Source organism: Vibrio sp. 1F279 (assembly GCF_041439815.1).
Classification (GTDB): Bacteria; Pseudomonadota; Gammaproteobacteria; order Enterobacterales; family Vibrionaceae; genus Vibrio; species Vibrio tasmaniensis_A.
Genome location: NZ_JBGOOU010000004.1, coordinates 1 through 15,023, shown reverse-complemented (window position 1 = coordinate 15,023; position 15,023 = coordinate 1). Strand labels below are relative to the sequence as shown.

Genomic DNA, 15,023 nt, shown 5'->3' with positions numbered 1-15,023 from the left:
GAAGTAGATCAATTTTAATGTGATTTTACGACTTCCTGCCGACGTTAGCCCTAAAAACGAAACAGCATATGTAACGAAGCACAACGTATAGAAGACAGCTATACGCAGAGCAATTATGGAGGCTCGTGTGTCAATAATAAAAATGTTTGGAAAGAAAACAGCCAAGCGTCCGGTCAACTCTGATATGGACAAACAAAGAAAATACGAAGCACTCGTGCGCGCCTATCATCGTGACCTCTTTCGCTATGCCTATTGGCTATGCAAAGACAAAAGCATTGCCGAAGATTTAGTTCAAGAAACTTGCCTTCGTGCATGGAAGTCACTCGATAGCCTACAAGATGAAAAAGCCGCAAAGTCATGGCTGATTACTATCTTGCGCCGCGAGAATGCTCGACGTTTTGAACGCAAACAATTTGATCTGGTTGATATCGACGATCATGGTAACGATGCTAGCATCAGTGATGACCCACATCATCAACACCAATGGTTGCAAGCGCAGATCATGAAACTTGAAATCGAATACCGTGAACCCCTCTTCTTACAAGTGATTGGTGGTTTTAGTGGTGATGAGATCGCCGATATTCTCGATCTTAACAAAAATACGGTGATGACACGTTTATTCAGAGCTCGAAATCAGTTGAAAGAGATGCTGGATACAGAAGAGGCAGAGAGGGGGCAACATAATGGATGATTTGGAATTTCGTCGTCGTGTATTGTCGGAACCTAAGCAACGTACACAAGACATTATTGATGCAGCAGCGAATAGTGAAGCCAATAGTAATTTCTTAGACGATGTACTATCACTTGATAAGCAAATCCATTCAGCATTGAATGTGGATGTGCCAGACGATCTGGCAGATCGTATCCTATTCAATCAGACCTCAAGCGAAGAGAGCAAAGTAGTAAGGCCTACGTTTGCTCGACGAGCGATGGCAATGGCTGCTTCTGTGGCATTCGTTGCAGGTTTATTGGTTGGTCAAGTCAACTGGAGCAACGCGTTGGTATCTCCAGCTCAAGCAAGCTTGGCGGATACTGCAATGAAACATGTTGTTGATGAAAAGAGCTTCGTTAGTGCACTTGATGAAAATGTATCATCTCAACAAATCAACGCAAAAATGAACCCGTTTGCTTTTCAGTTTGATGAAGCCTTCCCTTACCACGTCTATTACCTGAACCACTGTGGTTTTGGCAAATCCAACGCAATGCACATGGTTTTCCAAGGCGAAAAAGGCAAAGTCACGCTGTTTTTAACTGGCATTCCGACTGACAAGTCTATCGACTTTGATGAAAAAGGCATGTCAGGCTCGGTAACACCGATCGATGGCAGCAGTTTGATCCTTGTAGGGGAAGATGGCGAGGATGTCTCTAAAATCGCCGAAAAGCTGACAAAAATGATCAAACCAATGAGCTAATTTGCTCTCAAAGCCCCGTAACAAAAGGCCCAGCAAGCATATCACTGATATTGCTGGGCTTTATTTATCAATAAATCGCAAAACCATTCACCACACCAATACCTCTAGAGTTAAAACTCTAAAAAACAGCATTTCTCTCCATTTTCGTGCCAGATAGGCGTCATTTCCATAATTTTACCCTCAAAATTTCCAATGGTCGGATTTGTATATCGTATACTTCCGAATAGGATCAGCCAACATTGAGCAATTGCTCAAATTAATCGCCCTGTAGAGGCGGATATATAAAGGAATAAATGAATGACTACCAACAACACGCGTCTGTTTAAAAAGTCTCTTTTAGCAGTAACAATCACACTGGCATCTTCGCAAGCGATGGCAGCAGGTTTCCAACTTAACGCACAATCAGCAACCGGCATCGGCCGTGCTTTTGCTGGTGATGCAGTAATCGCAGATAACGCGTCAGTAATGGCACGTAACCCTGCAGCAATGGCACTATTTGATAAAACTGAGCTATCTCTTGGTTTTGAAAGCATCACTTCAATGATTGAAGTCAACGACGTTAACTACGTTGGTGGCAAAGTTCCGGTAAATAATACTGATGATGTAGGTGACACATCAATCGCGCCTAACATCCACTTAATCGTTCCAGTAAATGATAAATTTGCTTGGGGTATCAATGCCTACTCAAACTTCGGTACTAAAACAGAGTTTGACAACAACTACCCGGCAGCTGAATACGGTGGCTTAACGGATGTTAAGAGCGTCAACTTTGGTCTTGCAGGATCTTACCGACTAGACGACCAATGGAGCTTCGGTGCAGGTTTAGACCTTATTTATGGTCAAGGTACGATGAAACGTACCGCTGGCGCTGGTTTTGGCCCTGGAGATGCATCTAAGGGAATTCCACCAGCAGGCACTCCTTTATTAAACGTCGACAAAGCTGATGGTTGGGCTGTTGGCTTTAACGTTGGTACTGTTTATGAGCTAGATGAAAACAACCGTTTTGGTCTATCTTACCGTTACAGCCCTGAAATCACCGCTAAAGATGACAAGGGCCAAGAAATCACGCTACCACTACCAGACATCGCTGAATTCTCTGGTTTCCACAAAATTGAAGATACTAAGTTCGCAGTTCACTACTCTGTACAGTGGATCGGCTGGGGTGATTTCGACCAGATCGAATTCCAAAACCTATCTCAAGGTGCGATCAAAGGCGCTTACAATAAGGAATACAAATGGCAAGATGGTTGGCACTACGCAATTGGTGGTACTTACTACCTAAACGATACGTGGACACTACGTACCGGTTACATGTATGACACCAGTGCGCAAGACGAACTGACATCTATCTCTGTTCCGGATTCAGACCGTCAGTGGTTCTCTGCTGGTTTCACTTACCACATTGATACCGCTTCAAACGTAGACTTCGGCTTTACATACTTGTTAGGTGACGATGTGAAGGTTTCAGAAACCTCTTCAGGTACGCCACTAACAGCGACGACACATGCTGATGCAATCCTATTAGGTCTTCAGTACAGCCGCAGCTTCTAATATAAAGTTAGCTATAATCCCAAAGGGTCGCATTGTGCGACCCTTTTTTGTTTTCCTAAACCACTGACCAACCTAAATTTAAGCTTACAACTGTAGCCTGCAGAGCAAATATACAGCTACAGGTGTACGCTCAAACTTCGCAACACAGCCGAAACATTTAGATGATTTCTCTAATAATTAAACACATTTGCTCATTTAATCCCTAAAACACTGTTTTATTCGAATTTCATTTTTAAAGTAATAACTCTAAAAGTAGAATCACGCCACTAAATACTTATGATTCAGTGAACATAATAATGAAAATGAATAAAACTCTTCTATCTGCTGCAGTGGCAGTTGGATTACTTTCGACTTCTACCGTAACTAACGCGGCAGGTTTTCAACTAGCAGAATACTCAGCAACAGGCTTAGGCCGTGCTTACGCTGGTGAAGCAGCAATGGCTGACGGTGCAGACGCGCAATGGCGTAACCCTGCTATGCTGACTTACCTAGAAGGCACACAGGTTTCTGTTGGTGGTATCTACGTTGACCCAAATATTGATATTGAAGGGACTTCTACAACTCGCAGTGGTACAACAGCATCAAACTCTAGTGACTTCGCGCACAGTGCTTTTATTCCAAACTTTTATGCTTCTCATAAGTACAACGAAAAATTTGCGTTGGGTTTTGCTGCAGGCACAAACTACGGTATGGCAACGGACCTAGGTAAAGACTTCGGCGGTGCAAACCATGGTAACGAAGCAAGTGTGACTACTATGGAGCTGAACCTGAATGCTGCATACCAAGTGCTAGAGAGTGTTTCTATTGGTGGTGGTGTACGTTACATCATGGCTGAAGGTAGCTTTGGTGCGACTGCTGCTTCTACTTTACCTGTGGGAACAACTCTGAAATACATGGAAGGTGATGATACAGCATGGGGTTGGCAAGTTGGTACCGCTTGGGATATTAATGAAGACAACCGCCTTGGCTTTACCTACAAATCAGAAGTTGACCTGACTTTAGAAGGTTACGCTAAGGGTATTGGCTTCAACCCAACAAACCCAGTAGCGCACAAGAGTGGTTCAATGGATCTCGCTCTTCCGGCAACAGCAGAACTTGCAAGTTTCCATCAACTGACAGACACAGTAGCGGTTCACGCGAGTATTAACTGGACAAACTGGAGCAGCTTTAAAGAGCTTGTTGCTGATTTCCCTGGCGAAAAAAGCGTAGAGATCAAGCAAGAGAACTGGGAAGACAACTACCGTTTTGCTATCGGTACCACTTACCAAATGACGCCTAAGCTAGCACTACGTTCTGGTATCGCATATGACACATCAGCGGTAAGTACAGAACACCGCACTGCGACGATTCCAGAAACAGACCGTACTTGGTTAAGTATCGGTGCGGGCTACCAATGGTCTGAGCAGCTAACTCTGGATGCTGGCTTCACTTACATTCTAGCGAAAGACGCGAAAATGCATGAATCAGATCCAGGAACACAACAAAAACCTGGAGCGGATGCCTTTGGTGGCCGTTTCGACGGCGAGGTTTCAGGCAGCATCTGGTTAGTCGGTATCCAAGCTAACTACCGCTTCTAGGCTAGTTACCTAATTATCTACTTACCTTCTTACCGAAAGGTAGAAAAGTAGAAAGCATTAAAAAGGCTCGATGTTGAATTAACATCGAGCCTTTCTCTTATCTGCTTATCTAAGCTTTGTCTCTAGTAATCTTCGAGATACTCATCAATGAAATCTTCTTCCTCAAGATCAACCTCTTCTGGCTCGATCTCAGCTTTAAAATCTTGACGTTGGATGTAAATATCACGAGTCAAAGCATATGGATCTGGAGAGTCATCCAATAAGGCTTCTTGCGAGGCCAACTGAGCACGTGTTTCCATACCTTCAAAGGCCCACTTCCCTAACTTTGCCCAAAAGGTAAACAGAGACAAAGGTACATATAAGCTATCCACTTGCTCTGTTACTTGTCGGGTCGTCACAGGGCCATATCCCGGCAGCATAAAATACGGTCCATTCCCTACCCCATAATGACCAATCGCATCAGAAAACGACTTTTCGTCATATTTGGTGATCCCCGCTTCGCTAGCAATATCAATCAGACCAAGAAGACCAAAGGTAGAGTTAATCCAAAAACGATTGAAATGATCGAGCGCTTTCCCACCATTACCCATAATGAGATTATTTAGCATACTTGATGGCTCATCTAAGTTGGCTAAAAAATTGGAAATACCAGAGCGAATTGGTACAGGGGTATAGTCAACATAGGCAAGAGAAACAGGTCGAACCAAATAAGGGTCGAGATACTCGTAGTTGATATCCCATATCGCTCGGTTGAAACCTTCAAAAGGGTCGTTCGGATGGGACTCTTCGACATATTCAGAGGTTTCGAAATTATCACCGCCATTGCTTTCATCTGGTACGCTCGAACAACCTACCGTTAAGCTTGCGATGAAGAGTAAACTCGAAAGTCTTAAAACACTGATAGACATATCACCTTTTCCATAAGGAATAATAAAAAAGGCCAGCAATCGCTGGCCTCAATTGGTTGCGTAAGTCTATACCGTTTTTTAATAAATCGGAATAGCTAACACCTATGCAAAGTAATGATTAATATTGCTTGTTGATATCAATGGTAACTGGGGCACCCAGTTCAACCACTTCACTTTCACCGTACCAATCACCGTCTCGAGTTGAAACGTTACCATCTGTATCAAGCCTAGCTCTAACCATTAGAGTTTCAAGGCTGGACAGCTTCTGCCCTTCCAACATGCTGTTGCCATCATCAAGAACGACAGTACGAGGGAAAGTTCCTAGCGGATAACGAGCCGCAGCAATCGGCATTGGTGAGCCGTCAGCTCTGTGCACTGATACAACTAACACTGAACTAGGGGCAGCATTCACATCACCAGATAATTCAAGCGTTACAGCAACAGTTTTACCTTGGTCAACGCCCATAGCATTGCCCATTTTCTTCTGTGCACTTTCAATACTGCGCGACAACATTTCATAGCGACTGTCTTGTGGACCAATCATCTGTTGCATGATGCTCCAGTACTTAACAGCACCTGGGTAGTCTTGACGCTCAAACGCATCAAACGCTAGCAACGAGAACACACGAAGATCAACATAGTCGTTTTGAATCAAACGGCTCAAAATTAAACGAGCTTGGTTTTGATCCGCATCATCAGGTGAAAGCATCAATGCTTGTGCATAACCTAGCTGAACATCTTCATTCTTTGGCTCAAGCTTGTAAGCTCTTTGCATCGAATCTTTCGCAGTTTCCGCGTCGCGGTTAGCCAATGCAATACGACCTAATAGTAACCAACCTGTCGAATCTTTTGGTTGATAGTGCAGACGAGTACGAAGTGCCAGAGTCAAATCTTCTAGTTCATCATCCGTTAATGCACCACCTTCCGATGACATTAGCTTTTTAGACAACTCAGGAAGGTTTGAACTCACTTCTTGCCAGTGTTGGACTTTATCCAGAGCACCAAACTGAAAGTACATACCATATGTAACAACCACGACTAGGACAATAGATGGTACTACGACGCCCAATGTTGAGATTTGGGTCTTCTTCATCTCTTTCTGCGCAGGTACATCATCAAGTAGAGACTGTTTCAAATCAGCGATCAGCTCTTGTTGGTTATCAACAAGGCCTTCTTCTGCTTCTACTTCGAGCTCAACGAGACGATCTTTATAGAATGCTTTGTTCAACTCGTCGCGAAGCATTTCATCATTGTTCGCCTTCTTATTTATGAAGGGCAGAACAATTAAGAAAATAGCTGCTAGCGAAAGGATAATGGTAGAAATCCAAAATAGAGTCATTACTTCTTATCTCCGTCGTTCTCTTCATCGAGTAACGCTTTTAAACGAGCTTCTTTGTCTGCATCCCAGTCTTTATCTGACTCTACTGCTTTCGACTTTGACTTTCGGCTTCGTAAAATGATCAAACCGAAACCAAACACGACTACCGCAAACGGACCAACCCAAAGGATTGATGTGGCTAATGTGAGTGGTGGGTTGTAAGTAACAAAGTTACCGTAGCGAGCAATCATGTAATCAATGATGTCTTGCTTCGACTTGCCATCTTTTGTCATTTCATACACTTTTTGGCGTAAATCAACCGCAAGCTCTGCGTTCGAATCACCAATGGTGTTGTTCTGACATTTAGGGCAACGCAGCGTGTTGCTTAGCTCTTTGAACTGCTGCTCTTGAGCAACGGTATCAAATTCATGAAATTCGATAGGCGCAGCAGAAACAGTCGCCGAAATAGCAAATGTAGCGAATAGAGCAATCAGTGTCTTCTTAATCATTTCGCTTCCTCCAACAACTCTTGGTACATCGGCTCAAGCGTCGATGCCCAGTTAGTTGGGTTCACGTCACCAACATGGCGATAACGAACTACGCCGTTAGCATCAATGAGGAAAGTCTCTGGAGCGCCATACACACCAAGGTCAAGACCTAGCATGCCGTTACCATCGAACAGGCTGATCAAGTATGGATTGCCCAGCTCTTTTAACCAACCTACCGCTTTATTGCGATCATCTTTGTAGTTAAGGCCAATAATCTTAACGCCTTGACCCGCTAACTTATTCAAGTAAGAGTGCTCTGCATAACAAGTAGGACACCAAGTCGCCCACACATTTAGAAGCAGTGGCTCACCTTTAAAGATAGCTTGATCATGGAACTTACCCGGTTGCTCTAAGTCTTCTAAACCGAACTCAGGTACTGGCTTACCAATCAATACCGATTCAAGTTTAGTCGGGTCATCACCCGACTGGTTACGCATCAATTGAGTCGCAAAGATTCCAGCTAGAACCATGAACGCAATCAATGGAATGAATAAAATCTTCTTGTTCATTCGAATTAAGCCTCCTGCTCTTTAGTAGACTTTTTCGTTGGCTTACGGAAGCGGTAACGACGGTCACTGATAGCAATAACACCACCAATCGACATAATCAGAGAACCAGCCCAGATCCAACGTACAAATGGTTTGTAGTAGATACGCACAGCCCAAGATTTATTGTCGTCTAAACGCTCACCCATTGCGATGTAAAGGTCGCGCGTTACGCCACGATCAATCGCCGCTTCTGTCATCATCGACTTAGCGGTTGTGTAGAAACGTTTTTCAGCGTGAAGCGTGTTGATGTATTTGCCTTCTTTGGTAATTTCAAAGTCAGCAATGTAACCATCGTAGTTAGGGCCATCTTTGTCACGAACTCCTGTAAACAGGAAGCTGTACTCTTCAAGTTGGTAGCTTTCACCTGGTGCTAAGCGTACGTCACGTTCGATGCTGTAGTTTTGCACCATCGCAATACCAATCACTGTCACGGCCAAACCAATGTGACCACACATCATCGCCCAGTGGCTACGAGGTAGCTTAGTCAGGCCTTTCAGGAATGTATGACGGTGTGTCGCACGTTCATGAAGCTCAAAGCCATGCATGAAGATAATCCAGAATGCCATTACCCAACCGGCAAAAGCGGTACCGCTGAAACGGTCAGCCAAAATCGTAACCATTAGCGCACTTAAGCCCAGTGAGAATACACCTGAGATCAGCATAGGTTTAACGAGCTTAGATAGGTTGTCACGTTTCCAACGGATCAGTGGACCGATACCTAATAGGAACGAGAACGGGATCATTAACCAGAAGAACAACATATCAAAGAATGGTGCACCGATAGATACCGAGCCCAAGCCTAACTGTTTATGAACTAATGGCAGCAAGGTACCAACTAACACAACCACAAGTGCAGCAATCAATAGGATGTTGTTGCCGAGTAGCGCGTTTTCACGAGAAACCAAATCGAAGTTACCACGTACACGAACCGATGCGCCTTTAACAGCAAACAACAACAGTGAACCACCGATAACGAACACTAAGAAACCTAGAATAAACATACCACGGGCAGGATCCGACGCGAATGCGTGAACCGATACCAAGATGCCCGAACGAACTAAGAATGTACCTAGTAAGCTTAGTGAGAATGCAGAGATAGCCAGCAAGACTGTCCAAGCTTTAAATGTGCCACGCTTTTCGGTTACCGCTAGTGAGTGCATTAGAGCAGTACCAGCTAACCAAGGCATGAATGAAGCGTTTTCTACTGGATCCCAGAACCACCAGCCACCCCAGCCAAGTTCGTAGTAAGCCCACCATGAACCAAGTGCGATACCTACTGTTAGGAATAACCAAGCAGCGATTGTCCAAGGACGAGACCAACGAGCCCATGCCGTATCTAAACGACCGCTCATTAGAGAAGCGATTGCAAAAGAGAACGCTACCGAGAAACCTACATAACCCATGTAAAGCATTGGCGGGTGAATAATCAAACCCGGATCTTGCAGTAGTGGGTTCAAGTCACGGCCATCAACAGGGAAGAAAGGCAATGTACGTAAAAACGGGTTAGACGTTACGATAATGAACAGCAAGAAGCCGACAGTAATTAAACCCATAATCGCCAGTACGCGAGCCACAGACTCTTGAGGCATACCACGACTAAACGTTGCAACTGCTACCGTCCAACCCGCTTGGATTAGAACCCAAAGCAGTAGTGAGCCTTCATGAGCCCCCCAAACCGCGGTAATTCGGTAGTACCAAGGTAGTTGGCTATTCGAGTTACTTGCTACGTATTGAATCGTAAAATCATTTGTGTAGAACGCGTAACACAAGATAAAGAACGAAATCGCTAGGAATCCGAACATACCCCACGACAGCGGTCGTGCACTGTTCATCAATAATGTGTTATTTCGAGCGGCTCCATACAGTGGGAGCACGCTTAGCAGCAGTGCAAGTCCCAAAGACAGGATCATCGCAAAATGGCCGATCTCGGCTATCATTGAGCATTTCCTTCTTTTTGTTCAGTCGTGTATTGCAAAGGCTCATGAGTTTTCTTCATTGCTTCAGCAACTTCAGAAGGCATATATTCTTCATCGTGCTTTGCCAACACCTCAAACGCTTCAATTGTCGTTGCATCCTTAAGGACACCTTGAGCAACAATACCTTGGCCTTCACGGAAAAGATCAGGAAGGATGCCATCATATAGAATCGTCACTTTAGGGCCTACATCAGCCAAATCGAAGCTAACACGCAATGATTCATTGTCACGGCTTACAGAGCCGACTACAACCATGCCACCAATACGTAAGCGTTGACCCACTTCAGGTTTTTTACCATCTTTGCCGTTGACGAGCTCGGTTGGTGTATAGAACAGATCCATGTTCTGGTTAAGTGCATAAACCATCAATCCAACAGTTGCACTGATACCAAAAAAGATCGCTAAGATAATGCCTAGCCTCTTTTTGCGTCTTGGGTTCATAGAGTGTTCTCCATATTTTTTGCTGCATCAATACGAGCTTGACGGTCAATCTTAGCTTGTACTTCATTTAATAATTGCTTACCACGACGAACGCTTACGACCAGTAAAATGATCATCGCGAGGAATGTGATTCCAAATGCACTCCATACATATGAGGCGTAGCCACCCATGGCAAAGAAATCACTCAGAGATTCAAAATACATAATTACCTACCCTACTACGCTTTATTAGCCGCTAGCTTGCGAACCCATGGACGGTGACTCTCTTTACTGATGATTTCGTTTCTAAAACGAACCATAGTCACAGCACCAAAGAAAAAGGCAAAACCGAAGATGTTAAGAAGAAGCGGCCATAGCATGTCACTTGAAATAGAAGGCTTATCAAACTTAGTAATTGTTGCGCCTTGGTGGAGTGTGTTCCACCACTCTACTGAAAAGTGAATGATAGGTAGGTTGATGACACCAACGATGGCCAAAATACCGGCTGCTTTTGCTGCGGTTTTTTGGTCGTCAAACGCATGGTGCAGTGCAATAACACCTAAATATAGGAATAGAAGAATCAGCTCTGAGGTTAAACGTGCATCCCAAACCCACCAAGCACCCCACATTGGTTTACCCCAAACAGCGCCAGTTAGTAACGCAATAAAGGTAAATACAGCACCGATAGGCGCCATAGCCAACGCAGCCATGTCTGACAGCCTTACCTGCCATACCAAACCGATAAAGGCGGCAATTGCCATCGACATGTATACACCCATAGACCAAATTGCAGACGGAACATGGATATAGATAATTCGGAAGCTATCGCCTTGCTGGTAATCAGAAGGGGCAAATGCAAGCCCCCATACAGTACCGGCGGATAGACACAATAGCGCTAGGATCGAAAACCATGGCAGAAGTTTACCAGCAAGCTGATAAGAGGTTTCTGCTTTGGCGTAGGGATGGAGCCATTTCCACATGTTGTAATCTCACTCTTACTTCATATTGCTTACAGCTATCACAGCTATAATTATTATAATTTATTTGGCTTACAGCTTCTTTCAGTGACTCTAGGAGTTTGAAGGCTTTAAATAGTTCACTTTGAACATGCAAAGTGCTGGTGAGTGCGTAGTTAATCTTAACCAGGTAATTAACTAGTTAACACTCACTCTCAGTGCTGCACTGATGGCAAATGGGGTGAGCGTCATCGCGCCCATTAACATTGCCCCTAACACCGCTAATTGTCCGTTATACGCAACGCCTAACGCTGCGGCATCAATCGCTGATGTAGCAAATATAAGAATTGGGATATACAACGGCAAAATAAGCAGACTTAACAGCACACCACCTTTTTGTAACCCAACCGTTAAAGCCACACCAATCGCACCAATAAAGCTTAATGCAGGCGTACCGACCGATAACGTTAAGACTACCGATAACCAAGTATCGAAATCCAAGGACAGCAGTACCGCCAACAACGGACTGATCAATATTAATGGTAACCCTGTCAATAACCAGTGCGCTATGACCTTGGACAAGACTACCAACTGCAACGGGATGGGCATCAACATCATCTGCTCAAGCGCGCCATCTTGAAAATCATCACGAAACAAACGCTCTAAAGAGAGCAATGCAGAAAGCAAAGCCGCTACCCAAACAATACCTGCAGCAATACGTGCAAGTAGGTTTGGCTCAGGGCCGATACTCAATGGGAAAAGGGTGATGACAATAATAAAAAACCACAGAGGGTTAAAGATATCGGCTTGGCGACGAAATGCGATCAATAGCTCACGTCGGATGATCGTTGTCATTGAAGAGATCATATTACTCACCCAACTTTATTTTTCTTAGTTTCGGGCTATCAGCAAACATATCTTGGTGTGTGGTTAATAACACAATGCCACCGTTATCTGCATGCTGAGAAAAAAGAGACTCCAAAACCTTAACACCCTGCTTGTCTATTGCAGTCAGCGGTTCGTCTAGAATCCATAACATTTGCTTACTTAACCACAGACGAGCCAATGCTACACGGCGCTGTTGACCCGCCGAAAGTTGACCTGCAGGCACATCTTCTCGTCCAGCAAGGCCGACTTGAGCCAATGCATTGTAAAGTTCTTCCTTACTCGTTCCACTGCTGTGAATCGATTGATAGAAGCTCAGGTTTTCATAGGCACTAAGCTCGCGTTTTACGCCAGTTTGGTGACCAAGAAAAAGCAAATTTTGGTGATACACATCTCGACTCGTTTCAATGGACTCACCATCCCAAGAGATAGTGCCTTCATCACGATCACCTAAGCCGGTGATAATCCTAAGGAGTGTCGTTTTCCCAGTACCGTTACGACCTTCAACTTGAACCAGCTCACCGGGTTTCAATTGAAAAGACAACGATTCAAACAGAACCCTGTCGTCACGAATAGCAGTTAAATTTGAGACTTCTAGCATAGGTAAATTTAGTCGAGTAATGAGAGGGCTATAGTAGCACACCAATAAGGTGACAAAACAGGACTAGGCGTTTTCGAAAGAACAAACTCCGTAAGAAACTGTTACCACCGCATCACAATTTACACATTTTCATCAACAAACAAGATATTGCATTAGATACGAATACTTATAAACATCGTTCTATATAGGTATAACAGGCACAAAAAAAGAAGCCGAAGCTTCTTTTAAGAGGTGTGCGTGATGAACATCAATTGCTCATTACGCAGTAAGCGCTAAATTTAACGACGTCGAGTCGGGTCTCTGCGATCACGAGAGGATGCAGGTTGTTCATCATACGATGAAGGATTACTTCTTAACGAAGGGATTTTTTCCTTACCTGCGAGCTTATTCTGCAGAGACATCATCAGCTCAGCTTCTGCCTTAGGTAATTCACACTCTTCGATCAGTTCGTTTATCCCAGCACCAAGCTGAACCATTTTAGTTGCACGTGTATACAAACGCCCATCGGTGTCCGCATGTTCCAACTCAACAATACGTTCATTCAAGTGTTTTATCAGATCTTGCTGTTCCGTCACTTTTTGACCAAGGCCAACCACAACAGAGCGAACTTCAAGTAATTGCTTACTCGATTTTTGAAGCTCTTTATCCAAGTTACGAACTTGCAGGCGTGACGTATCGATCTGCTTTTGAATTGCACTTTTTACTTTGCTAATCAAAATCACGATGAATAACGTAAAAACCCCAACTCCGACTATCAGAGCAATAGGGTTTAAAGGAAGCGCTTCAAACATTACAGGTGAGCCATCTCATCCCATTCGTCTTCACTTAACAGCTTGTTCAGATCGACTAAGATAAGAAGCTTGCCATCACGGTTACTAACACCTTGGATGAACTTAGCACTTTCATCAGTACCAACACTTGGTGTCGTGTCGATTTCAGAAGAACGCAGGTAAACAACTTCAGCAACGCTATCTACTAAAATGCCAATAACTTGACGCTCAGACTCAATAACAATAATGCGTGTGTTATCAGTGATTTCACCTTGCATCAAACCAAAACGAGAACGAGTGTCAATAACAGTAACAACGTTACCACGCAGGTTGATAATACCTAAAACGTAGTCTGGAGCACCCGGTACTGGAGCAATCTCGCTGTAACGCAATACTTCACGTACTTGCATTACATTGATGCCGTAAGTTTCTTCTTCTAGTTGAAATGTCACCCATTGAAGTACTTCATCATTTGTTTGATCTTTTCTTACTTCAACTTCACTCATATGAGACATAGATAATCCTCTTGCCGTCGTTACCGACCACTGTTGTTAACTTGATGCTTATATTGTACCAATCGTAGTACTAGCCCAATGCTTTTACGTCTAGCCCTGCATTTAGCATGGCGGTTAATGCTTCAACATGGATCAAAGCACACATTTTTTCTTTTACCATACCAGCGAGCCATGGCCGTTTCCCTGCCGTTTCTCGCCAGCGTACTTTATCTGTATTAAGCAGCTCGGTACCTTTAAGCTCTGTGCTCGCAAGCCCCCATAAGCTTTCGCCAAGCATGACTATGTATTGATAATTCTCTTTATAATCATCACATAATAGCTTTTCAGGCATCACCCATTTGGCGGTATCAACCACGTCTAGCTTACTATCTCGATTAGTTTGTAGCCCCAAATACCAAGCAGGTTTGCCAATAATATGACTTAACTCTTCAAGGCGATGAATACCCCCGAGCTCATCAAGTGGCACAGCAAACGTCACACCGTTCACATCAAAATACAGCACTTGAAAATCTTCAGTTCTAGCCGTCGTTTCCCATGATGTAAACTGACCGGCTCCACCAGCTTGAGTTTCAAGTTCGGTAAATGGCTCAATTTGAGGAGATTCAAGATCGGGTTCAGCAGCCTTAACTTCTACTTGCTCCGTCTCCAGCGATTCAGCTTGTAACTCTTCAATTTGCTGCGATTCAACAGGTGGCTCTACAGCAATTGATAAATCAGGTTCTGGAAGATCCCAATCTTGAATTTCAGGATCTACAGACACTTGAACAGACTCGACTGCAGCGTCAAACATTTGTATGTCTGCCTGCTGAGCAATTTGCTGCGTGTTCTGATCCATCAACTCATCTAGATTCAGCTCATCGACAACATTTGTTGCTTCTAAACGACTCAGAAGTTTCTGAACATCCTCAAGATTCGGCACTTCAAATTCTGCAGCGCGTATTTCGGCGTAGCTTGAATAATGACTTGTCGTTAATTGTGACTCTGGCTCTGGCTCTGGCTCTGGCTCTGGCTCTGGCTCTGGCTCTGGCTCTGGCTCTGGC

Annotated in this window: 17 protein-coding genes; 4 read left to right on the top strand and 13 right to left on the bottom strand. The window is 44.1% G+C overall.

Translation table 11 applies throughout. From position 1 onward, the window contains the following. Nucleotides 1–142: 142 nt before the first annotated feature. From ACED60_RS04540 to ACED60_RS04525, 4 genes are all read left to right on the top strand, one after another. Nucleotides 143–691, top strand: coding sequence for a sigma-70 family RNA polymerase sigma factor (locus ACED60_RS04540; protein WP_009848515.1), 549 nt, complete (start codon nucleotides 143–145; stop codon nucleotides 689–691). After that, nucleotides 684–1,412, top strand: coding sequence for a DUF3379 domain-containing protein (locus tag ACED60_RS04535; RefSeq protein ID WP_009848516.1), 729 nt, complete (start codon nucleotides 684–686; stop codon nucleotides 1,410–1,412). The genes ACED60_RS04540 and ACED60_RS04535 overlap by 8 nt, the downstream gene beginning before the upstream one ends. Nucleotides 1,413–1,709: 297 nt before the next feature. Further along, entirely contained in the window at nucleotides 1,710–2,963 is a 1,254-nt protein-coding gene (locus ACED60_RS04530) for an outer membrane protein transport protein (protein WP_012603455.1), read from the top strand. A 296-nt stretch (nucleotides 2,964–3,259) separates the two neighbouring features. Then, nucleotides 3,260–4,540, top strand: coding sequence for an outer membrane protein transport protein (locus ACED60_RS04525; protein ID WP_135381269.1), 1,281 nt, complete (start codon nucleotides 3,260–3,262; stop codon nucleotides 4,538–4,540). Between the two features lie 122 nt (nucleotides 4,541–4,662). Here the strand turns inward: ACED60_RS04525 and ACED60_RS04520 are convergent, their stop codons facing one another. The 13 genes from ACED60_RS04520 to ACED60_RS04460 form a co-directional block, all read right to left on the bottom strand. Further along, nucleotides 4,663–5,448, bottom strand: coding sequence for a VacJ family lipoprotein (locus ACED60_RS04520; protein ID WP_371727019.1), 786 nt, complete (start codon nucleotides 5,446–5,448; stop codon nucleotides 4,663–4,665). A gap of 118 nt (nucleotides 5,449–5,566) precedes the next feature. Beyond that, nucleotides 5,567–6,787: a c-type cytochrome biogenesis protein CcmI gene (gene ccmI, locus ACED60_RS04515; protein ID WP_012603452.1), complete on the bottom strand. Its 1,221-nt coding sequence runs from the start codon at nucleotides 6,785–6,787 to the stop codon at nucleotides 5,567–5,569. Beyond that, the gene (locus ACED60_RS04510) at nucleotides 6,787–7,275 is read right to left on the bottom strand and encodes a cytochrome c-type biogenesis protein (RefSeq protein WP_371727017.1); all 489 of its coding nucleotides are present in this window, start codon (nucleotides 7,273–7,275) and stop codon (nucleotides 6,787–6,789) included. Before ACED60_RS04510 ends, ccmI begins: the two co-directional genes overlap by 1 nt. Continuing rightward, nucleotides 7,272–7,823, bottom strand: a complete 552-nt coding sequence (locus ACED60_RS04505) for a DsbE family thiol:disulfide interchange protein (protein ID WP_009848522.1) — start codon at nucleotides 7,821–7,823, stop codon at nucleotides 7,272–7,274. Before ACED60_RS04505 ends, ACED60_RS04510 begins: the two co-directional genes overlap by 4 nt. Before the next feature lie 5 nt (nucleotides 7,824–7,828). Further along, nucleotides 7,829–9,799, bottom strand: coding sequence for a heme lyase CcmF/NrfE family subunit (locus tag ACED60_RS04500; protein ID WP_009848523.1), 1,971 nt, complete (start codon nucleotides 9,797–9,799; stop codon nucleotides 7,829–7,831). After that, on the bottom strand, nucleotides 9,796–10,278 hold the full coding sequence (gene ccmE / locus ACED60_RS04495; protein WP_009848524.1) for a cytochrome c maturation protein CcmE: 483 nt from the start codon (nucleotides 10,276–10,278) through the stop codon (nucleotides 9,796–9,798). Before ccmE ends, ACED60_RS04500 begins: the two co-directional genes overlap by 4 nt. Further along, nucleotides 10,275–10,481, bottom strand: a complete 207-nt coding sequence (ccmD, locus tag ACED60_RS04490; RefSeq protein WP_009848525.1) for a heme exporter protein CcmD — start codon at nucleotides 10,479–10,481, stop codon at nucleotides 10,275–10,277. Before ccmD ends, ccmE begins: the two co-directional genes overlap by 4 nt. Before the next feature lie 14 nt (nucleotides 10,482–10,495). Further along, complete coding sequence (locus tag ACED60_RS04485; protein ID WP_009848526.1) at nucleotides 10,496–11,236, bottom strand: heme ABC transporter permease; 741 nt, start codon at nucleotides 11,234–11,236, stop codon at nucleotides 10,496–10,498. 174 nt (nucleotides 11,237–11,410) lie between these two features. Further along, nucleotides 11,411–12,079 carry a heme exporter protein CcmB gene (ccmB, locus tag ACED60_RS04480; protein WP_009848527.1) on the bottom strand — a complete coding sequence of 223 codons (669 nt, stop codon included), beginning with the start codon at nucleotides 12,077–12,079 and terminating at the stop codon, nucleotides 11,411–11,413. A 1-nt stretch (nucleotide 12,080) separates the two neighbouring features. After that, the gene (ccmA, locus tag ACED60_RS04475; protein ID WP_012603450.1) at nucleotides 12,081–12,698 is read right to left on the bottom strand and encodes a cytochrome c biogenesis heme-transporting ATPase CcmA; all 618 of its coding nucleotides are present in this window, start codon (nucleotides 12,696–12,698) and stop codon (nucleotides 12,081–12,083) included. Between the two features lie 278 nt (nucleotides 12,699–12,976). Beyond that, a complete protein-coding gene (locus tag ACED60_RS04470) occupies nucleotides 12,977–13,489 on the bottom strand; it encodes a DUF2802 domain-containing protein (RefSeq protein ID WP_009848529.1) in 513 nt (170 codons plus the stop codon). Further along, nucleotides 13,489–13,983 (bottom strand): chemotaxis protein CheW, encoded by a 495-nt coding sequence (locus ACED60_RS04465; RefSeq protein WP_009848530.1) that lies wholly within the window; start codon nucleotides 13,981–13,983, stop codon nucleotides 13,489–13,491. The genes ACED60_RS04470 and ACED60_RS04465 overlap by 1 nt, the downstream gene beginning before the upstream one ends. 70 nt (nucleotides 13,984–14,053) lie before the next feature. After that, the coding region (locus tag ACED60_RS04460; protein ID WP_371727016.1) for a chemotaxis protein CheW at nucleotides 14,054–15,023 on the bottom strand (970 nt) is incomplete at its 5' end.